13 protein-coding genes and 1 pseudogene are annotated in these 20,117 nt (G+C 71.4%); 9 read left to right on the top strand and 5 right to left on the bottom strand.

Features of this window, described 5'->3' with window-relative positions; translation table 11 throughout:
* Positions 1 to 28 precede the first annotated feature (28 nt).
* Complete coding sequence (locus OIC96_RS35760; protein WP_330303870.1) at positions 29 to 949, top strand: rhomboid family intramembrane serine protease; 921 nt, start codon at positions 29 to 31, stop codon at positions 947 to 949.
* Between the two features lie 20 nt (positions 950 to 969).
* Entirely contained in the window at positions 970 to 1,818 is an 849-nt protein-coding gene (locus tag OIC96_RS35755) for a chitosanase (protein ID WP_330303871.1), read from the top strand.
* A gap of 212 nt (positions 1,819 to 2,030) precedes the next feature.
* Here the strand turns inward: OIC96_RS35755 and OIC96_RS35750 are convergent, their stop codons facing one another.
* From OIC96_RS35750 to OIC96_RS35740, 3 genes are all read right to left on the bottom strand, one after another.
* Positions 2,031 to 3,491 (bottom strand): glutamate synthase subunit beta, encoded by a 1,461-nt coding sequence (locus OIC96_RS35750; protein ID WP_327427986.1) that lies wholly within the window; start codon positions 3,489 to 3,491, stop codon positions 2,031 to 2,033.
* The gene (gltB, locus tag OIC96_RS35745) at positions 3,484 to 8,076 is read right to left on the bottom strand and encodes a glutamate synthase large subunit (protein WP_330303872.1); all 4,593 of its coding nucleotides are present in this window, start codon (positions 8,074 to 8,076) and stop codon (positions 3,484 to 3,486) included. Before gltB ends, OIC96_RS35750 begins: the two co-directional genes overlap by 8 nt.
* 366 nt (positions 8,077 to 8,442) lie before the next feature.
* Entirely contained in the window at positions 8,443 to 9,174 is a 732-nt protein-coding gene (locus OIC96_RS35740) for a VIT1/CCC1 transporter family protein (protein WP_330303873.1), read from the bottom strand.
* A 283-nt stretch (positions 9,175 to 9,457) separates the two neighbouring features.
* Here OIC96_RS35740 and OIC96_RS35735 point away from each other — a divergent pair, with 283 nt between their 5' ends.
* The 7 genes from OIC96_RS35735 to OIC96_RS35705 all read left to right on the top strand — a co-directional run bounded on the left by OIC96_RS35735 (position 9,458) and on the right by OIC96_RS35705 (position 17,901).
* The gene (locus OIC96_RS35735; RefSeq protein ID WP_330303874.1) at positions 9,458 to 10,699 is read left to right on the top strand and encodes an ADP-ribosylglycohydrolase family protein; all 1,242 of its coding nucleotides are present in this window, start codon (positions 9,458 to 9,460) and stop codon (positions 10,697 to 10,699) included.
* A 416-nt stretch (positions 10,700 to 11,115) separates the two neighbouring features.
* Positions 11,116 to 12,342, top strand: a complete 1,227-nt coding sequence (locus OIC96_RS35730; RefSeq protein ID WP_406502251.1) for an ADP-ribosylglycohydrolase family protein — start codon at positions 11,116 to 11,118, stop codon at positions 12,340 to 12,342.
* Between the two features lie 7 nt (positions 12,343 to 12,349).
* The gene (locus OIC96_RS35725; RefSeq protein WP_330303876.1) at positions 12,350 to 13,522 is read left to right on the top strand and encodes an ADP-ribosylglycohydrolase family protein; all 1,173 of its coding nucleotides are present in this window, start codon (positions 12,350 to 12,352) and stop codon (positions 13,520 to 13,522) included.
* Positions 13,510 to 14,979, top strand: a complete 1,470-nt coding sequence (locus OIC96_RS35720) for an ADP-ribosylglycohydrolase family protein (protein ID WP_330303877.1) — start codon at positions 13,510 to 13,512, stop codon at positions 14,977 to 14,979. Before OIC96_RS35725 ends, OIC96_RS35720 begins: the two co-directional genes overlap by 13 nt.
* The gene (rbsK, locus tag OIC96_RS35715) at positions 14,976 to 15,869 is read left to right on the top strand and encodes a ribokinase (protein WP_330303878.1); all 894 of its coding nucleotides are present in this window, start codon (positions 14,976 to 14,978) and stop codon (positions 15,867 to 15,869) included. The genes OIC96_RS35720 and rbsK overlap by 4 nt, the downstream gene beginning before the upstream one ends.
* A complete protein-coding gene (locus OIC96_RS35710) occupies positions 15,866 to 17,068 on the top strand; it encodes a CaiB/BaiF CoA transferase family protein (protein WP_330303879.1) in 1,203 nt (400 codons plus the stop codon). Before rbsK ends, OIC96_RS35710 begins: the two co-directional genes overlap by 4 nt.
* Positions 17,065 to 17,901: an HpcH/HpaI aldolase/citrate lyase family protein gene (locus tag OIC96_RS35705; RefSeq protein ID WP_330303880.1), complete on the top strand. Its 837-nt coding sequence runs from the start codon at positions 17,065 to 17,067 to the stop codon at positions 17,899 to 17,901. The genes OIC96_RS35710 and OIC96_RS35705 overlap by 4 nt, the downstream gene beginning before the upstream one ends.
* Positions 17,902 to 18,403: 502 nt before the next feature.
* Here the strand turns inward: OIC96_RS35705 and lgt are convergent.
* Positions 18,404 to 19,220: pseudogene (gene lgt / locus OIC96_RS35700) on the bottom strand (prolipoprotein diacylglyceryl transferase); the annotation flags it as partial.
* Positions 19,221 to 19,339: 119 nt separating this feature from the next.
* Entirely contained in the window at positions 19,340 to 20,116 is a 777-nt protein-coding gene (locus OIC96_RS35695; RefSeq protein ID WP_330303882.1) for a DsbA family protein, read from the bottom strand.
* Position 20,117: the final 1 nt, after the last annotated feature.

Below are 20,117 nucleotides of genomic sequence, written 5' to 3'. Positions count from 1 at the left end.
CACACAGTTACCTCCCGAGGAGCCGGCCGTGGAGCCCGAGTCCGCCGTCACCACCTGCTATCGCCATCCCAAGGTGGAGTCCCATGTGCGCTGCACGCGGTGCGACCGCTACATCTGCCCGGACTGCATGCGCGAGGCGGCCGTCGGCCACCAGTGCGTGGAGTGTGTGAAGGAGGGCGCGCGGTCGGTACGGCAGGCCCGCACGGCCTTCGGCGGCCGGATCTCGACGGTGCCCGTGGTGACGTACCTGCTGATCGGCCTCAATGTGCTGGCCTACGTGGCCGAGGTGGCCCGTCCGTCGGTGGTCGACCGGTTCGAGATGCTGGGCCGGGGCCTGGCGGGCCCGGACGGCGGGCACTACCTGTGGCAGTACCCGTACCCGTCGGTCCTGCGTCCCGAGGGGATCATCGACGGCGAGTGGTACCGGATGCTGACCGGCGCGTTCCTCCATCAGCCGCCCACCGAGGGCACGTTCGGGATCGCGCACATCGTGATGAACATGTTCGCGCTGTGGAACATCGGCCGGGTCGTGGAGGCCCAGCTCGGCCGGGCCCGCTACATCACCCTGTACCTGCTCTCGGCGCTCGGCGGCTCGGTCGTCATCCTGCTGACCGCGCCGAACGATCCCACGGTCGGCGCGTCCGGTGCCATCTTCGGCCTCGGAGCCGCGTACTACGTGATGGCCCGCCGACTGGGCGCGGACATGCGCAGCGTCAACCAGTTCATGGGGGGCCTGCTGCTCTGGCTGGTGATCTCGGCGTGGTTCGCCTCCTGGGAGGGCCACCTGGGCGGGCTGCTGGCGGGCGGTGCCGTGACGCTGGCCTACGCGTACGCGCCTCGCGACAGCCGCCGGGCTCTCCGCCAAGGGGCCGCGTGCGCGATGCTGTTGATGCTGCTGGTGGTCCTGGCAGTCGCCCGGACGTCCGCGCTGAAGAGCGGAGCGGTCTAGCCGATCCCTACGCTGGGCCCATGAAACGAGGTCGTCTCCTGCTGCTCGCGGTCCTCCCCCTCGTCGCGGCGGCGGTCTACTTCTTCACCCCCGGGCCCTCGGGCGCGGACGAGGCCGCCGGGCACCCGGGGGCCCGCCAGGACGCCGAGCGCACGGACGCCGAGGGCCTTGCCGCGCCCGACAAGAAGGAACTGGCCCAGCAGATCGTGGCGAGCGCCGAGAACTCCACGCTGGACTGGCGCAGCGCCTACTCCTACATCGAGGACATCGGCGACGGCCAGGGCTACACGGCGGGCCTCATCGGCTTCTGCACTGGCACCCACGACCTGCTCGTCCTGGTGGAGCACTACACGAAGGACCACCCGGGCAACGGCCTCGCCCGCTATCTCCCCGCCCTGCGCAAGGTCGACGGCACGGACGCGCACGAGGGCCTCGACCCGGGCTTCCCCGCGGCCTGGCGCGAGGAGGCCTCGGTGCCGGCCTTCCGCGCGGCCCAGGACGCCGAGCGCGACCGCGTCTACTTCGACCCCGCGGTCCGCCGCGCCAAAAACGACGGCCTCGGCACGCTGGGCCAGTTCATCTACTACGACGCCATGGTCATGCACGGACCGGGCACCGGCGCGACCGGCTTCTACGGCCTGCGCACCCGCGCCATGGCCCAGGCCGACACCCCCGCCGAGGGCGGCTCCGAGAAGGCCTACCTCGACATCTTCCTCGACATCCGCCGGGCGGCCATGAAGTCCGAGCACGCCCACCACGACACGACCCGCATCGACACGGCCCAGCGGAAGTTCTTGTACGACGGCAACCTGGACCTGCGTACGCCGCTGGAGTGGAAGGTGTACGGGGAGACGTACAAGGTGCCGTAGCAGCACGGCGCAGGGCCATAGCCGCACCTTCAAGCCCAGGCCGGCCCCTTCCAGCCCGTCCGGCGATTGAGGACGAGCCCTTAAGGCGATCATCCCCCGCAACCGCCGGAGGCACGACGCACCACGGCGCCCACCAAAGTCCGGTCGGGGACAAGGCAGGCGCCGCGTTCAGTTCCGTACGCCGTTGTACGGGACGTTTGTTGGGTGGAGCGTCAGACCATCAGGGAGCGGTCCGTCGGGCGGATCGGGGCCGGCAGGTCGCTCGCGCCCGTGAGGAAGCGGTCGACCCCGCGGGCGGCCGAGCGGCCCTCCGCGATGGCCCAGACGATGAGGGACTGGCCTCGGCCAGCGTCACCGGCGACGTACACGCCGGGGACGTTGGTCGCGAACTCGGCGTCGCGGGCGATGTTGCCGCGGGCGTCGAGCTCCAGGCCGAACTGGGAGACGACGCCGTTCTCGACGTCGGTGCCCGTGAAGCCCATGGCCAGCGTCACCAGCTGGGCGGGGATCTTGCGCTCCGTGCCCGGCTTCTGGGTCAGCTTGCCGTCGATGAACTCGACCTCGACGAGGTGCAGCCACTGGACGTTGCCGTCCTCGTCGCCCTCGAAGTGGGTGGTCGAGACGGAGTAGACGCGCTCGCCGCCCTCCTCGTGCGCGGAGGTGACCTTGTAGAGCATCGGGAACGTCGGCCAGGGCTGGCCCGCGTTCCGCTCCTCGCCCGGTCGCGGCATGATCTCCAGCTGCGTCACCGAGGCCGCGCCCTGGCGGTGGGCGGTGCCCACGCAGTCCGCGCCGGTGTCGCCGCCGCCGATGACCACGACGTGCTTGCCCTCGGCCGTGATCGGGGGCGCCACGTAGTCGCCCTCCTGGACCTTGTTGGCCAGCGGCAGGTACTCCATGGCCTGGTGAATGCCCTTGAGCTCGCGGCCGGGGGCCGGGAGGTCACGGGCGGTGGTCGCACCGGCGGCGATGACGACCGCGTCGTACCGCTTGCGCAGGTCCGTCGCCTTGAGGTCGCGGCCGATCTCGATGCCCGTACGGAAGCGGGTGCCCTCCGCGCGCATCTGCTCGATACGGCGGTTGATGTGCCGCTTCTCCATCTTGAACTCGGGGATGCCGTAGCGCAGCAGGCCGCCGATGCGGTCGGCGCGCTCGTACACGGCGACCGTGTGTCCGGCCCGGGTCAGCTGCTGGGCGGCGGCGAGACCGGCGGGGCCGGAACCGATGACCGCCACCGTCTTGCCCGACAGGCGCTCGGGGATCTGCGGGGCGACATCGCCCGTGTCCCACGCCTTGTCGATGATCGAGACCTCGACGTTCTTGATGGTCACGGCGGGCTGGTTGATGCCCAGCACACACGCGGACTCACAAGGGGCCGGGCACAGTCGGCCGGTGAACTCCGGGAAGTTGTTCGTGGCGTGCAGACGCTCGGACGCGGCGGACCAGTCCTCGCGGTACGCGTAGTCGTTCCACTCGGGGATCAGGTTCCCCAGCGGACAGCCGTTGTGGCAGAACGGGATGCCACAGTCCATACAGCGGCTGGCCTGCTTGGAGATGATCGGGAGCAGCGAGCCCGGAACGTAGACCTCGTTCCAGTCCTTGAGACGCACGTCCACGGGACGGGACTTGGCGACCTCACGGCCGTGGTTCAGAAAGCCCTTGGGATCAGCCATTGGTCGCCGCCTCCATCATCTTCTCGGTGATCTCGGACTCGGGGAGTCCGGCTCGCTCGGCGGCGTCCTTGGCGGCGAGCACTGCCTTGTACGTGCTGGGGATGATCTTGCTGAAGCGGTCCACGGACACGGACCACTCGGCGAGGAGCTTCTCGGCGACCGTCGAGCCGGTCTCCTCCGCGTGTCGGCGCACCACGTCGTGCAGCCACTGCTTGTCGGTGTCGTCGAGCTCCTCCACGGCGCCCGCGTTGCCGACGTTCACGTTGTCGCGGTTCAGGTCGATGACGTACGCGATGCCACCGGACATGCCGGCCGCGAAGTTGCGGCCCGTCTCGCCCAGGACCACCGCGTGACCGCCGGTCATGTACTCGCAGCCGTGGTCGCCCACGCCCTCGGAGACCACCGTCGCGCCGGAGTTGCGGACGCAGAAGCGCTCGCCGGTGCGGCCGCGCAGGAAGAGCTCGCCGCCCGTCGCGCCGTACGCGATGGTGTTGCCCGCGATCGTCGAGTACTCGGCGAGGTGGTCGGCGCCCCGGTCGGGACGGACGATCACCCGGCCGCCGGAGAGGCCCTTGCCGACGTAGTCGTTGGCGTCGCCCTCCAGGCGCAGCGTGACACCGCGCGGCAGGAAGGCGCCGAAGGACTGGCCCGCGGAACCCGTGAAGGTGATGTCGATGGTGTCGTCGGGCAGACCCGCGCCGCCGAACTTCTTCGTCACCTCGTGGCCGAGCATGGTGCCGACCGTGCGGTTGATGTTGCGGATCGCGACCTGGGCGCGGACCGGCTGCGCGTCGGTCGCGGAGTCCGCGGCGAGCGCGTCGGCGGCGAGCTTGATCAGCTCGTTGTCGAGCGCCTTCTCCAGGCCGTGGTCCTGCTCGATGACCTGGTGCAGCGCGGCACCCTCGGGCAGTTCGGGCACGTAGAAGAGCGGGGTCAGGTCCAGGCCCTGCGCCTTCCAGTGGGTGATCGCCCGGTCCACGTCGAGGTTCTCGGCGTGGCCGACGGCCTCTTCGATGGTGCGGAAGCCCAGCTCGGCGAGGATCTCGCGGACCTCTTCGGCGATGAACTTGAAGAAGTTCACGACGTACTCGGCCTTGCCGGCGAACCGGTCGCGCAGCACCGGGTTCTGGGTGGCGATGCCGACCGGGCAGGTGTCCAGGTGGCAGACGCGCATCATGACGCAGCCGGAGACGACGAGCGGCGCGGTCGCGAAACCGAACTCCTCGGCGCCGAGCAGCGCGGCGATGACGACGTCACGGCCGGTCTTCAGCTGGCCGTCGGTCTGCACGACGATGCGGTCGCGCAGGCCGTTGAGCAGCAGCGTCTGCTGGGTCTCGGCGAGGCCGAGCTCCCAGGGGCCGCCCGCGTGCTTCAGCGAGGTGAGCGGGGAGGCGCCCGTTCCGCCGTCGTGGCCGGAGATGAGCACCACGTCCGCGTGCGCCTTGGAGACACCCGCGGCGACCGTGCCGACGCCGACCTCGGAGACCAGCTTCACGTGGATGCGGGCCTGCGGGTTGGCGTTCTTGAGGTCGTGGATCAGCTGAGCCAGATCCTCGATGGAGTAGATGTCGTGGTGTGGGGGCGGGGAGATGAGGCCCACGCCCGGGGTGCTGTGCCGGGTCTTGGCGACCCAGGGGTACACCTTGTGGCCGGGCAGCTGGCCGCCCTCGCCGGGCTTGGCACCCTGCGCCATCTTGATCTGGATGTCGTCGGCGTTGACCAGGTACTCGGACGTGACGCCGAAGCGGCCGGAGGCGACCTGCTTGATCGACGAACGGCGCGCCGGGTCGTAGAGACGGTCCGCGTCCTCGCCGCCCTCACCGGTGTTGGACTTGCCGCCCAGCTGGTTCATGGCGATGGCGAGGGTCTCGTGCGCCTCGCGCGAGATCGAGCCGTACGACATGGCGCCGGTCGAGAACCGCTTGACGATCTCGGAGACGGACTCGACCTCGTCGATGGAGATCGAGGGGCGGTCCGACTTGAAGCCGAACAGGCCGCGCAGCGTCATCAGGCGCTCGGACTGCTCGTTCACACGGTCCGTGTACTTCTTGAAGATGTCGTAGCTGCCGGAGCGCGTCGAGTGCTGGAGGCGGAAGACCGTCTCCGGGTCGAACAGGTGCGGCTCACCCTCGCGGCGCCACTGGTACTCGCCGCCTATGTCGAGGGCGCGGTGCGCGGGCGCGATGCCCGAAGCCGGGTAGGCCTTGGCGTGACGCGCCGCGACCTCCTTGGCGATGACGTCGAGACCGGCGCCGCCGATCTTCGTGGCCGTGCCGTTGAAGTACTTCTCGACGAAGGCCGTTTCGAGGCCGACGGCCTCGAAGACCTGGGCGCCGCGGTAGGAGGCGACGGTCGAGATGCCCATCTTGGACATGACCTTGAGGACGCCCTTGCCGAGCGCGTAGATCAGGTTGCGGATGGCCTGCTCGGACTCGATGCCGGTCAGGAAGGTACCGGCGCGGACGAGGTCCTCGACGGACTCCATCGCCAGGTACGGGTTGACCGCGGCGGCGCCGAAGCCGATGAGGAGGGCCACGTGGTGGACCTCGCGGACGTCGCCCGCCTCGACCAGCAGGCCCACCTGGGTGCGCTGCTTGGTGCGGATGAGGTGGTGGTGGACGGCCGCGGTGAGCAGCAGCGACGGGATCGGCGCGTGCTCGGCGTCCGAGTGACGGTCCGACAGGACGATCAGCCGGGCGCCGTTCTCGATGGCCGCGTCGGCCTCGGTGCAGATCTCGTCGATGCGCGCGGCGAGGGAGTCGCCGCCGCCGGAGACCCGGTACAGGCCGGACAGGGTCGCGGCCTTCATACCGGGCATGTCGCCGTCGGCGTTGATGTGGATGAGCTTGGCCAGCTCGTCGTTGTCGATCACCGGGAAGCGCAGGGTGACGCTACGACAGGAAGCGGCCGTCGGCTCCAGCAGGTTGCCCTGCGGGCCCAGCGAGGAGCGCAGGGAGGTGACCAGCTCCTCGCGGATCGCGTCCAGCGGCGGGTTGGTGACCTGCGCGAACAGCTGGGTGAAGTAGTCGAAGAGCAGGCGCGGGCGCGCGGACAGGGCCGCGATCGGCGAGTCCGTGCCCATGGAGCCCAGCGGCTCACCGCCGGTGTTGGCCATCGGCGCGAGGATGATGCGCAGCTCTTCCTCGGTGTAGCCGAAGGTCTGCTGGCGGCGGGTGACCGAGGCGTGGGTGTGCACGATGTGCTCGCGCTCGGGGAGGTCGGAGAGCTCGATCTCGCCGGCTTCCAGCCACTCCGTGTACGGCTTGTCGGCGACGAGGGCGGCCTTGATCTCGTCGTCCTCGATGATGCGGTGCTCGGCGGTGTCGACGAGGAACATCTTGCCGGGCTGGAGGCGGCCCTTGCGGACGACCTTCGCGGGGTCGATGTCGAGGACGCCGACCTCGGAGCCGAGGACGACGAGGCCCTCGTCGGTGACCCAGTAGCGGCCGGGGCGCAGGCCGTTGCGGTCGAGGACCGCGCCGACCTGGGTGCCATCGGTGAAGGTGACACAGGCCGGGCCGTCCCAGGGCTCCATCATCGTGGAGTGGAACTGGTAGAAGGCGCGGCGGGCCGGGTCCATGGAGTCGTGGTTCTCCCACGCCTCCGGGATCATCATCAGCACGGAGTGCGGCAGCGAACGCCCGCCGAGGTGCAGGAGTTCGAGCACCTCGTCGAAGGAGGCCGAGTCGGAGGCGTCGGGCGTACAGATCGGGAAGACCCGCTCCAGGCCCTTGTCCCCGAAGAGGTCGGAGACCAGCTGGGACTCGCGGGCCTGCATCCAGTTGCGGTTGCCCTTGACCGTGTTGATCTCGCCGTTGTGCGCGACGAAACGGTACGGGTGGGCGAGCGGCCAGCTCGGGAAGGTGTTGGTGGAGAACCGGGAGTGCACGAGCGCGATCGCGGAGGCGAAGCGGCGGTCGGACAGGTCCGGGAAGAAGGGCTCCAGCTGACCGGTGGTCAGCATGCCCTTGTAGACGATCGTGCGCGCGGAGAGCGACGGGAAGTAGACGCCGGCCTCGCGCTCGGCGCGCTTGCGCAGCACAAAGGCCTTGCGGTCGAGGGCGATGCCCTCGCTGACGCCGTCGGCCACGAAGATCTGGCGGAAGACGGGCATCGTCGAGCGGGCGGTGGCGCCGAGCAGGTCGGGGGCGACCGGGACTTCGCGCCAGCCGAGGACGGTGAGGTCCTCGTCGGCGGCGATCGTCTCGATCTGTGAGACGGCGTCGGCGATGCCGTCCTCGGGGAGGAAGGCGATACCTACGGCGTAGGAACCGGCCGCGGGGAGCTCGAATCCGGCCACCTCACGGAAGAAGGCGTCCGGGACCTGGGACAGGATGCCCGCGCCGTCGCCCGAGTCGGGCTCGGCGCCGGTGGCACCCCGGTGCTCCAGGTTGCGCAGAACCGTGAGCGCCTGCTCGACCAGCGCGTAGCTCGCCTCGCCGGTGAGGGTGGCCACAAAGCCGACGCCACAGGCGTCGTGCTCGTTGCGGGGGTCGTACATACCCTGCGCAGCAGGGCGAGCATCCATGAAGGACCACTTCTGGCCATTCGTGGAGTGCTGGGACGGCTGGCGCGGCGTACGCATCGGCTCTCCCGTCGTCGTCGTGGCATATGACATCTGCCGAGGGACGACGTTGGCCCTCTGCTGGGGGTGCAAAATTTCGTGCAGGTTACATGATGGAGCGATTCCCGGTAACTGGATACACCGTTCCAACATGCGGACACCGCGGGGTCACGGCGGGGGTACCGCGCTCGGCGGTGGAAGGTAAGGGACCTAAGCGGACAGATCAGTGACCGTCGGCCCGGTTCGCGGCAGGCTTCGTCGCCCACCGCGAGTGGTGCGTGCAGGCCTCATTGCCCACAGCGCTTACGGCTCATGCCCGGTGGTTAAGCAATCGAAACCGCCGAGTAACGGCTACTTATGCAGTCCCTTGCATAGGTGCTCAGCGCATCATCCTACGGCGCCACCGAACAAGCTGCCCAGGACGTACGTCACACCCGCCGCCGCACCACCCAGAGCGAGCTGCCGGATCCCGCTGAACCACCAGGACCGCGCGGTCACCTTCGCCACCACCGCGCCGCACGCGAAGAGCCCGATCAGCGCGAGCAGCAGCGCGGGCCACAGGGCGGTCGCACCCAGCAGGAACGGCAGGACGGGGAGCAGGGCGCCGAGCGCGAAGGAGCCGAAGCTGGACAAGGCGGCGACGGTCGGGGAAGGCAGGTCGCCGGGGTCTATGCCCAGCTCCTCGCGGGCATGGATCTCCAGGGCCTGCTCGGGGTCGCGGGACAGCTGCCTGGCGACCTCCCGCGCCAGCTCGGGCTCGACACCGCGGGACTGGTAGAGCTCGGCGAGCTCGCGCTCCTCGTCCTGGGGATGCTTGCGCAACTCCCGTCGCTCGACGTCGAGTTCGGCCTCGACGAGTTCGCGCTGCGAGGCGACGGAGGTGTACTCGCCGGCGGCCATGGAGAAGGCGCCCGCGGCGAGGCCCGCGAGCCCGGTGATGACGATCGTCTGATGGGAGACGGACCCGCCGGCGACGCCGGTCATCAGGGCGAGGTTCGACACGAGCCCGTCCATCGCGCCGAACACGGCCGGGCGCAGCCATCCGCCGTTCACATCCCGGTGGGTGTGGTTGTCGCGGTGCGCCTCGTGCAGTGTCGCTTCGATCTCGATGATGGCCATCGGGTCCCCCAGGGCTCTAAGGTAAGGCTAACTTTAGACAAGTTCCACTATTCGACAACGCTGAACTTACGCCTTTCATTTCGCTCCCGCCAGCAAGGAAAGGCTGGGCTAACCTGCACCTTTACCGGATTACGCTCATCCGTGCGATTGCCTGCACAGATGTCGACCGGGTGACAGTGAGGCCCACGAGGCTCCTGTCAACCGCCAATGTGGGAGAGATCCGCAAAGGGTTCCGCGCGCTCGGTTCCGCGCACTGGCAGGGGCCCCGAGAGGAGAGGCACGTATGGCTTCCATCGCCTGCATTCCCTCGGTCCCGGCGCCCGGGGACGCCGCCGATCTCCGCGAACGGGCGCGCGGCGCGCTGCTCGGACTCGCCGTCGGGGACGCGCTGGGCGCGCCCGCCGAGAACATGAAGCCGTCGGAGATCCGTGCGAAGTGGGGACGGATCACGGGGTACGTCGCCGAGCACCCGGCCGGGACGGACGACACCGAGTACGCGATCTTCTCGGGGCTGCTGCTGGCCCGGCACGGCTCGGCGCTCACCGTGGCCCATGTCGAGTCGGCCTGGCACCAGTGGATCGCGGACCGCGACGAGGGCCCGTTCAAGGGTGCGGGCTTCAGCGAGCGCGGCACGCTGGAGAACCTGCGCCGGGGCCTTGCGGCGCCGATCTCGGCTCAGCACCGGCACGCCTGGAGTGACGGCCTGGCCATGCGCGCGGCCCCCTTCGGCGTCTTCGCGGCCGGCCGCCCGGCGGAAGCCGCGAGGCTGGTCGCCATCGACGGCTCGGTGAGCCATGACGGGGAGGGCATCTACGGCGGCCAGGCGGTCGCCGCGGGCGTCGCGGCGGCGATGGCGGGCGCCCCCACGATCGCGGTGGTCGCCTCCGCGCTCGCGGTGATCCCGGACGACTCCTGGACGGCCCGCTCCCTGCGCCGGGCGGTCGCGGTGGCCCACCGGGGCGAGCGCGCGGTCCGCTCGGCCGTCGTCATCGGCGGCTACCCGTGGACCGACCTCGCCCCCGAGGCCGTCGCCCTCGCCTTCGGCGCCTACGCGGCCGCCGACGGCGCCTTCACCGAGTCCGTGCTCACCGCCGTGAACATGGGCCGCGACGCCGACACGACGGCGGCGGTCGCGGGCGCCCTGGCCGGCGCGACACACGGCGCCTCGTCGATCCCGGCCGCCTGGGCAGCGGCCATCGGCCCGGCCCGGGGCAGCTGCCTCCCCTCGATGGAAGGCCACCACGTACTGGACGTGGCGGACCTGCTGACGCCGGGGGACGACGGGAAGTGGGGGGCCGGGAGACGCACCCGAGGTGCGGGCAGGGGTGGGGGCGCGGGTGGGTTCGTACGAGATCCGGGCGGCGAGTGGTCCCTCCCCGCCCCGGACGCGTACGCACTGCCCCACCCTGATGCGTACGCACTGCCCTACGCGCCTCCCCACGCGTTTCCCGACACGGACGCGAACGCGCTTCCCTACGCCGACGCGTACGTCCTCGCCGCCGATGACGACGAGGTACGACCGTGAGGCCCGGCCTGGTCGGAGACGAGCCCGGAGAGGGCACGGGCGAGGGAGCCGGCGCGGGGGCCACCCCTGCGGGGGAGGCCGTTTCGGCGACCCTCCTCACGGAGACACCTGGCACGGAGGGCACGGAGGAGCAGCCCCTCATGCCCACCCTCCTCACCGAGCCACTCGGCACGACAGGGCCCGGCACTGAGGAGCAACCCCTCACGGCAGCCCTCCTCACCGAGCCACCCGGCACTGAGGAGCAACCCCTCACGGCGACGCCTGCCACGGAGCCGCCCGGCACGGCGGCGCCCCTCGCGGCAGCGCCCGGCACGAAGCTGTCCAGCGCGGAGGAGCCTCTCGCGGGAGCGCTCAGCACGGTGCCGCCCGATGCGGCAGCCCCCCGCACGGCGACGCCCGTCGCGGCAGCGCCCCGCATGGAGGCACCCACCCTCACGGACCCCCGCACGGAGACACCCACCTCCACAGACCCCCGCACGGAGGTGCCCGCCCTCACAGACCCCCGCGCGGAGGCGCCCCCGCGCACGCGACTCCGTCGGATCGAGGGGCTTCTGCTCGGGCTGGCCGCGGGGGACGCCGCCGGCTGGCCCGCCGCGCGGCACCGTGCCGCGCGGATGCCCGAGTGGACGCGGCGGCTGACGCGGGAGCTGGACACCTTCGCGGAGCAGAACGCGACGACGACGCTGCCCGTGCCGATCGCGCTGAACCAGCCGCCGGAGCCGCTGCGGCTCGGCCCGTCGGACGACGCGGAGTGGGCGGCGTTCGCGGCGGAGGCCGTGCTGCGGGCCGGGGAGGGCGCCGCGCTCGGGGACCTGAGCCGGGAGCGGCGGATGCGGGCGTCCATCGACCTGTCGTGGAACGCCATCGCCAGCGAGGTCGCCGCGGCAGCCGAGCGCGCCCCCGAGGTCGAGTCCGCGCTGCTCCCGCTGCGCGCCCGTATCTCCGTACGGGCCGGACTCGGCAACCTGGCCACCGGTCTGCGCCCGCCCGCGACCGGCCACGACAACCCGCACTACTTCGACGACGCGGCCTGCGTACGGGCCTGCGTGCTGGCGGTGGCCCACCCGGGCGACCCCCGACTCGCCGCGGAACTCGCCGAGTTCGATGCCCGCTACACCCAGGACGGCGACGGCGTGCACGGCGCCCGTGCCATGGCCGCGGCGGTGTCGCTCGCCCTCGCCGGAGCCGACGTCGACGCCTGCGTGAACGCCGCCCTGGCCGAACTCCCCGCATCGACGGAGATCGGCCGCAACACCCGGCACGCGCTGCGGCTCGCCCGCGAGAGCGAGGGCACCTTCGCTCTCGTCCCCTTGTTGGAACATCAGATCGTCGACCATGTCTACAGCTATGGCATCGCGGCCGCCGAAACCGTCCCCGTCGCCCTCGCCCTCGCCACCGCCGCGCAGGGCCGGATCGCGGAAGCGGTACCCGCCGCCGCGTGTCTGTCCCGCGTCGCCGACTCCGCCCCGGCTCTCGCCGGAGCACTCACCGGCGCGCTCGGCGGCGGCGCCACGATCCCCGCCGCCTGGCGCGACGCCTGCCGCACGCTGTCCGGCTGCGCGCTCCCCCGCCTCACCGGTACGGATCTCATCGGACTCGCCGACCTCCTGGAAGCCACGGAACTGGCCACCCCAGAGGGATGATTCGGGCATGACGCCCAAAGGAGAAGGAACAGGATCCACCCTCGACGAACGGATCACCGGAGCCCTCGTCGGAGCCGCCGTCGGCGACGCGCTCGGCGGCCCCGTCGAGGGGTACTCCCCCGAGCAGATCACCGAACGTCACGGCGGCCGCGTACACGGCATCGTCGGCCCCTGGAACGGCGACGGCTGGCGTACGGCCCGCCCCATCGCCCCGTACCACAAGGGCGACGGGCACGTCACCGACGACACCTTGATGACCCATGCGCTGGTACGGGTGTACGCCACCGTCCGCGACCACCTCGACGCGTACGCCGTCGCCGAGCACCTCGTCCCCGACCTCATGGGCACCCCCCGCTGGATCCCCGAACTGGAGGCCGAGGCCCTCCCCCTCCAGCGGATCTTCCTCGCGGAGAAATGGCTGGTGGCCCGCCTCCACTACGGCCATGTGGACCCCCGAGAGGCGGGCACCGGCAACATCGTCAACTGCGGTGCCGCGATGTACATGGCCCCGGTCGGCCTGGTCAACGCGGCCAACCCGGCCGGCGCCTACACCGAGGCGCTCGACATCGCGGGCGCCCACCAGTCGTCGTACGGCCGCGAGGCGGCGGGCGTCTTCGCGGCGGGGGTGGCGGCGGCGTGCGCGCCCGGGGCGACCCCGGACTCCGTCGTGGCCGCCTGCCTGGCCCTGGCGAAGGACGGCACACGCTCGGCCATCGAGGCGGTCTGCGAAGTCGCCGCCCGGCACACGGACTTCGAGTCGGCGCTGGTCCCGCTGCGGGAGGCGGTGGCCCCCTACGACACGGTCGGCCCCGACTACCGCTCCCCCTCCCTCGGCGCCCGCCGCCCTTCCCGCCTGCACTCGATCGAGGAACTCCCCATCGCCCTGGGCATGTTGACGGTGGCATCCGGCGACTACCGGCACGCGGTCCTCGGCTCGGTCAACTACGGCCGCGACTGCGACTCCATCGCCACCATGTCCGGCGCCCTCGCCGGCGCCCTCGGCTCCGAGGTCCCGCACGACTGGGCCAAGACGGTGGCGGAGTCGAGCCGCCTCGACCTGGACGCCCCGGCGAGGACGCTCACGGAGGTGACCCGCGAGATCTTCGAACGGGATGTACGACGCCACCGGGCCCACGCGTCGGCGTACGCGGCGTTGACGGGAACAGCATGCTCCGACTGACCTGGGTCCAACCGGAGGACCTCCTCGGCCACGAACTCCACCAGGCCTCCCAGGACGGCCGCTCCCCCTCGGCCATCGCCTCCCGCTGGCGAGCGGCCGGCGGCCCGGAGGCCCCCCTCCGCGCGGGCGCCTCCCCCACCCCGGCATCCCCCTACCTCCGGATACTGGCCAAGGACCTCCTGGACGAACTGGCAGACCTGCCGAGCAAGTTGGCAGAGCATGAGCCGGCAGGCCTGACAAAGATCAGAACCCACTGCCCCGACTGGCCCACCCAACCCGACCAGCCTGGGGGCAGCCGCCCCGCCCACCCTGCGGGCAGTCCTGCCGCCGGGGCGGCGCCCGTCCCAAAGAGAGGCGGCGCCCTGTCGGCGCCGGTAAGCGCCCCCACCCCGAGCCCAGCCCCCACCCAGGCCCGTCTGGAAGCAGCCTGGCTCGGCAGAGCAGTCGGCTGCCTCCTGGGCAAACCAGTGGAGAAGCTCCCCCTCCAAGGCATCCGCGCCCTCGCCCGGGCCACCGGCAACTGGCCCCTCCACACCTGGTTCACGGCACGTGGCGTCCCGGACGACCTCCTGAACACCTACCCCTGGAACAAACGCTCCGCCCCCACCTCCCTCGCCGAGAACATCGACGGCATGCCAGAGGACGACGACCTCAACTACCCGCTCCTGAACGTCCTGTTGCTCCAGCGCCACGGCAGGAACTTCACCACCGCGGACGTGGCGAGACTCTGGCTGGACGAACTCCCCGCAGGCCGCACCTTCACCGCCGAACGCATCGCCTACCGCAACCTCCTCACCGGCATCGACCCCCCACGCACGGCCCGCCACCGCAACCCGTTCCGCGAGTGGATCGGCGCCCTGATCCGCGCGGACGTACACGGCTGGACGAACCCCGGCGACCCGGCCGCCGCCGCGGAACAGGCCCACCGCGACGCCACCCTCACCCACACGGCGAACGGCGTCTACGCGGCGATGTTCACGGCGGCCACCATCGCCGCCGCGGCCACCGGAACGCACGACGTCCACGCCTGCCTGCACACCGGACTCACCGTCGTCCCGCCCGCCTCCCGCCTCGCCCGGGCAATCCGCCACGCCGTCCAACTAGCCCGTACGACACCGGACTTCGACACGGTCGTAGACGAGCTGCACACCACCCACCGCGCCTACCACTGGGTCCACGCCATCCCCAACACCGCCCTGATCGCCGCCGCCCTCACCCACGCGGACGGCGACTTCTCCGGCTCCGTCTGCCGTGCGGTGTCGGGCGGCTGGGACACCGACTCCAACGGCGCGACGGCGGGAAGCATCGCGGGTCTGCTGGCAGGAGACCCGCTCGCCCTCCCCGACCGCTGGACCACCCCCCTGAAGAACCGCCTCGCCACCTCGATCGCCGACTTCAACGGCATCGGCTTCGACACCCTCGCCCATCTCACGCACCGGGAGACCCGTCGCCCATGACCCATATCGCCGTACTCGGCAGCACGAACATGGACCTCGTCGCGTACGTCGCCAAGGCCCCGCAGCGCGGAGAGACCGTGACGGGACGGGAGTTCCGTACGATCCCCGGCGGCAAGGGTGCCAACCAGGCGGTGGCCGCGGCCCACGCGGGCGCCGACGTCTCGCTGATCGGCGCGGTGGGCGCGGACGCCTTCGGCAGCTTGCTCCGGTCCACGCTGGAGCACTCGGGCGTGGACACCGACCATCTGCGCACCACCGAGGGCCCGTCCGGCACCGCGCACATCGTCGTGGACGACGAGGGCGGCAACGCGATCGTCGTCATCCCCGGCGCGAACGGCACCGTCACCGCCCTCGCCCCCGGCGACGAGGGCCTCATCGCGACCGCCGACGCGCTTCTGCTCCAGCTGGAGATCCCACTGGACGCGGTCGTCGCGGGCGCGGAAGCCGCGCGCCGGCACGGCGTCCGTACGATCCTCACCCCCTCCCCCGCGCAACCCCTGCCACCCCAACTCCTCGCCTCCATCGACCTGTTGGTGCCCAACGAGCACGAGGCCGCCGCGCTCACCGGTGTCACCGACCCCCGCGAGGCCGCCGCCGCCCTGCTCGACCAGGTCCCGGAGGTCGTCGTCACGCTGGGCGCGGCCGGCAGCCTGTACGCGGCCCGCGGCGCAGCCCTCCTCACCGTGCCCGCGCCCCAGGTGACCGCCGTGGACTCGACCGGCGCGGGCGACACCTTCGTCGGCACCCTCGCGGTGGCGCTCGGCGAGGGCCGGGCGATGCCGGAGGCGCTCGCATGGGCGTCGGCGGCGGCCTCGCTGTCGGTGCAGCGGCCCGGGGCGTCGTCCTCGATGCCGTACCGCTCCGAGATCGACACCCAGGCCGGCTCATGACAGCGCACTCGCAGGGCGGCCCCCTCGCCGGGCTGCGCGTCCTCGACCTCGCCACCCTCTTCGCCGGACCGCTCGCCGCCACCATGCTCGGCGACTTCGGCGCGGAGGTCATCAAGGTCGAGCATCCGGCCAAGCCGGACCCGTCCCGGGGGCACGGCCCGTCGAAGGACGGCATCGGCCTGTGGTGGAAACTCCTCGGCCGCAACAAGCGCACGATCACCCTCGACCTTTCCACGCCCGGCGGCCGTGAGACCCTGCTCCGCCTCGCCGCCACCGCCGACGTGATCATCGAGAACTTCCGCCCCGGCACGCTGGAGAAGTGGGATCTCGGATGGGAGGAACTGTCCGCGGCGAACCCGCGGCTCGTCCTCGCCCGGGTCACCGGCTTCGGCCAGTTCGGCCCGTACGCGCACCGCCCCGGCTTCGGCACCCTCGCGGAGGCGATGAGCGGCTTCGCGGCAATCACCGGCGAGCCCGACTCCCCGCCGACCCTGCCCCCGTTCGGCCTGGCCGACTCGATCGCGGGCCTGGCGACGGCGTACGCCGTGATGACCGCGCTGACGGCCCGCGACCGCTCCGGCGAGGGCCAGGTCGTCGACATGGCGATCATCGAACCGATCCTGACCGTCCTCGGCCCGCAGCCCATCTGGTACGACCAGTTGGGCCACGTCCAGCCGCGTACCGGCAACCGCTCCGCGAACAACGCGCCCCGCAACACCTACCGCACGGCGGACGGTTCCTGGGTCGCGGTCTCCACGTCGGCGCAGTCGATCGCCGAGCGGGTGATGCGGCTGGTCGGCCGCCCGGACGTGATCGAGGAGCCGTGGTTCGCGACGGGCGCGGACCGGGCGCGCCACGCGGACATCCTGGACGAGGCGGTCGGGGCCTGGATCGCCCGCCGCACCCGCGCCGAGGTCCTGGAGGCGTTCGAGAAGGCGGAGGCGGCGGTGGCCCCCATCCAGGACGTCCGGGACGTCATGAACGACCCGCAGTACGAGGCCCTGGACACGATCACCACCATCGACGATCCCGAACTGGGCCCGCTGCGCATGCAGAACGTCCTTTTCCGGCTCTCCGCCACGCCCGGTGCGATCCGCTGGGCGGGCCGTCCGCACGGCGCGGACACGGAGACGGTGCTCGCCGAACTCGGTCTGACGGGGCCCGAGATCGACGCCCTGCGAGCGGAGGGCGCCCTGTGACCGCGGAGTTCCCTCTCACCTGGCTGTACGCCCCCGGGGACCGCCCCGACGTCGTGGCCAAGGCCCTCGTCTCCGGCGCGGACGTCGTCCTTGTCGACCTGGAGGACGCGGTCGCCCCGGACCGCAAGGAGTACGCCCGCGCCGCCACGGCGGACCTCCTCACCGAACCGACACCCGTCCCCGTCATTGTCCGGGTGAACGCCCTCGACGGCCCGCTGGCCGACGCCGACCTCAAGGCCCTCTCCCCGCTCCCCGGCCTGTCCGGTCTCCGGCTGCCCAAGGTGACCTCGCCCGACGACGTCGTACGGGTAGCGGAGGGCGCCACTCCCGCGGAGGGGGGCGCGATCCCGCTGTACGCCCTCCTGGAGACGGCCCTCGGCGTCGAGCAGGCCTTCGCCATCGCGTCCGCGCACCGGGCGTTGCGCGGTGTCTCGCTCGGTGAGGCGGATCTACGGGCCGACCTGGGCGTACGGGAGGACGCGGGCCTGGACTGGTCCCGTGCCCGGGTGATCGTGGCCGCCCGCGCGGCGGGCCTGCCGCCGCCGGTCCAGTCGGTCTACCCCGACATCCGCGACGTGGAGGGCCTCGCCGCGTCCTGCGCCCACGGCCGCACCCTGGGCTTCCTCGGCCGCGCGGCCATCCACCCCCGTCAGCTCCCCATCATCGAGCGGGCCTACCTGCCCACCCCGGCCGAGATCGACTCCGCCGAAGCCATCGTCAAGGCCGCCGCCACCGACCTCGGCGCCCAGGCCCTCCCCGACGGCCGCTTCATCGACGCAGCGGTGGTAGTAGGCGCCCACCGCACCCTCGCCCTGGCCCGCCGCCTGGGCTGACCCTCCCAGGCTCTTTCGCCCCCGCCGCCCCTACCCGTCCCATCTCTGGGGGCTGCGCCCCCAGACCCCCAAAAGATTGCGCAGTTCCCCGCGCCCCTTAAAAGAGTTCGGCTGCGGGCCGGTGGGGGTTGCTCGCGCAGTTCCCCGCGCCCCTAAAAGGGGCGCGGGGAACTGCGCAATCTTTTGCACCAGCCCCCACCCACCCACACCCGACACACAACCGATCGGGGTCGAAGGGGCGGAGCCCCTGGGGATGGGACGGGTAGGGGCGGCGGGGGCGAAAAGAAGGGGGCGCCGCGTTCCAGGACGCGGCGCCCCCTTCGACGTACCGGAAGAACTCAGCTCTTCTTGGCGGACTCGGCCTCGTCGGACTCCGCGGACTCGACGTCAGCCGACTCCGCAGGCTCTGCCGACTTCTCCAGGTCGACGACCTCGTCATCACCCGAGTCGTCACCCTCGCCGGAGGCACCCGCACTGTCACCGTCACCACCGCCGGAGACACCCTCACCCGGCTCCACGACCTCTTCCCGCCCAGGCCGCCGACGCGAGGAAATGACGATGTAGAGCACCGCGAGAAGGAAGACCACCATCGCGGTCCAGTCGTTGAGACGCAGGCCCAGGATGTGGTGGGCATCGTCGACGCGCATGTACTCGATCCAGCCCCGGCCCACGCAGTACGCGGCGACATACAGGGCGAACGCACGACCGTGGCCCAGCTTGAAGCGACGGTCGGCCCAGATGACGAGGAAGCCGACGCCGATGCACCACAGCGACTCGTACAGGAACGTCGGGTGGTAGTAGCCCGGCACCCGCCCGTCCGTGGAGGACGTGATGTGCAGCGCCCAGGGCAGGTCCGTCGCCTTGCCGTACAGCTCCTGGTTGAACCAGTTGCCCCAGCGCCCGATCGCCTGCGCGAAGGCGATTCCGGGGGCGATGGCATCGGCGTAGGCGGGAAGCGGGATGCCGCGGCGGCGGCAGCCGATCCACGCGCCCACCGCGCCGAACGCGATCGCGCCCCAGATACCGAGGCCGCCCTGCCAGACCTTGAAGGCGTCCACCCAGTCACGGCCGTCGCTGAAGTACAGCTCGTAGTCCGTGATCACGTGGTAGAGCCGGCCGCCGACGAGGCCGAAGGGCACGGCCCAGACCGAGATGTCGGCCACCGTGCCGGCCCGCCCGCCCCGGGCGACCCAGCGCCTGTTGCCGAGCCAGACGGCTACGAAGACGCCGATGATGATGCAGAACGCGTAGCCGCGCAGCGGAATGGGGCCGAGGTGCAGCACACCGCGCGACGGGCTGGGAATGAAGGCAAGTTCCATGGCAAGGTCGACGCTACCGTGCCGGACACCACCGACGGCAAGCAGCCCTGCAACGGGTCCATAACGTGCGCTGCCCCCGGCCTGGCACAGGCCGGGGGCAGCGGGGCCCGGCGAGACGCTCAGCCCTTGTTCTCCGCCTCCACCATCTGCTTCAGCTTGGCGGGGGTCATCGTCTGGTCCGCGTAGATGTTCTTGCCGCCCAGCAGCACGGTCGGCGTGCCGGTGAAGCCGCCGCTCTGGAAGGCGGCGTTCGACTTCACGACCCAGCTGTCGTGCGTACCGTCGTTGACGCACGTCCGGAAGGCCGGGGTGTCCAGGCCGTCGACCTTGCCCGCCAGCTCGATGAGCTTGCTGTTGTCCGCGAAGGCGTCGTCGGTCTCCTTGGGCTGGTTCTCGTACAGCACGTCGTGGTACGCGGTGAACTTCCCGGCGTCCTGGGCGCAGGCCGCGGCGTTGGCGGCGTGGCGGGAGCCGCTGCCGCCCATGTTCCCGTCGATGAGGGTGACGAGGTGGTACTCGACCTTCAGCTGACCGGCGTCGACCAGTTCGTGGATCGTCGAGCGGTACGTCGTCTCGAAGGCCTGGCAGGCCGGGCAGCGGAAGTCCTCCCACACCGTGAGAGTCGACTTGGCGCCGTCCTTGCCGACGGGAATCGCGAGAGCGTCCTTGCCGGTCGCGCCCGAGGGCGACACGACCGGGCCCGACGTGTCGCTCTTCTTGTCCTTGCCGGAGTTGGCGGCCAGCACGCCGACCACCGCGGCCAGGCCCAGGACGCAGATCACCGACGCCCCCACGATCAGCGCCCGCCGGCGCTTCTCCGCGGACCTCTGCTTCTCTCGCTCGACCGCCAGCCGCTCGCGGGCGGTGCGCTTTCCGTCACGGTTCTTCTCGCTCACA

This window comes from Streptomyces sp. NBC_00775 (assembly GCF_036347135.1).
GTDB classification, from domain to species: Bacteria; Actinomycetota; Actinomycetes; order Streptomycetales; family Streptomycetaceae; genus Streptomyces; species Streptomyces lutosisoli.
Note: the sequence above shows the minus strand (reverse complement) of the source record. Positions and strands in the feature narration are given on the sequence as shown.

What these genes read in the sequence shown, in the direction of transcription:
- rbsK (WP_330303878.1), top strand. Translation starts at nt 14,976, where the DNA reads ATGACCCATATCGCCGTACTCGGCAGCACGAACATGGACCTCGTCGCG.
- OIC96_RS35720 (WP_330303877.1), top strand. Translation starts at nt 13,510, where the DNA reads ATGCTCCGACTGACCTGGGTCCAACCGGAGGACCTCCTCGGCCACGAA.
- OIC96_RS35755 (WP_330303871.1), top strand. Translation starts at nt 970, where the DNA reads ATGAAACGAGGTCGTCTCCTGCTGCTCGCGGTCCTCCCCCTCGTCGCG.
- OIC96_RS35750 (WP_327427986.1), bottom strand. Translation starts at nt 3,491, where the DNA reads ATGGCTGATCCCAAGGGCTTTCTGAACCACGGCCGTGAGGTCGCCAAG.
- OIC96_RS35730 (WP_406502251.1), top strand. Translation starts at nt 11,116, where the DNA reads ATGGAGGCACCCACCCTCACGGACCCCCGCACGGAGACACCCACCTCC.
- OIC96_RS35735 (WP_330303874.1), top strand. Translation starts at nt 9,458, where the DNA reads ATGGCTTCCATCGCCTGCATTCCCTCGGTCCCGGCGCCCGGGGACGCC.
- OIC96_RS35725 (WP_330303876.1), top strand. Translation starts at nt 12,350, where the DNA reads ATGACGCCCAAAGGAGAAGGAACAGGATCCACCCTCGACGAACGGATC.
- OIC96_RS35740 (WP_330303873.1), bottom strand. Translation starts at nt 9,174, where the DNA reads ATGGCCATCATCGAGATCGAAGCGACACTGCACGAGGCGCACCGCGAC.
- gltB (WP_330303872.1), bottom strand. Translation starts at nt 8,076, where the DNA reads ATGCGTACGCCGCGCCAGCCGTCCCAGCACTCCACGAATGGCCAGAAG.
- OIC96_RS35710 (WP_330303879.1), top strand. Translation starts at nt 15,866, where the DNA reads ATGACAGCGCACTCGCAGGGCGGCCCCCTCGCCGGGCTGCGCGTCCTC.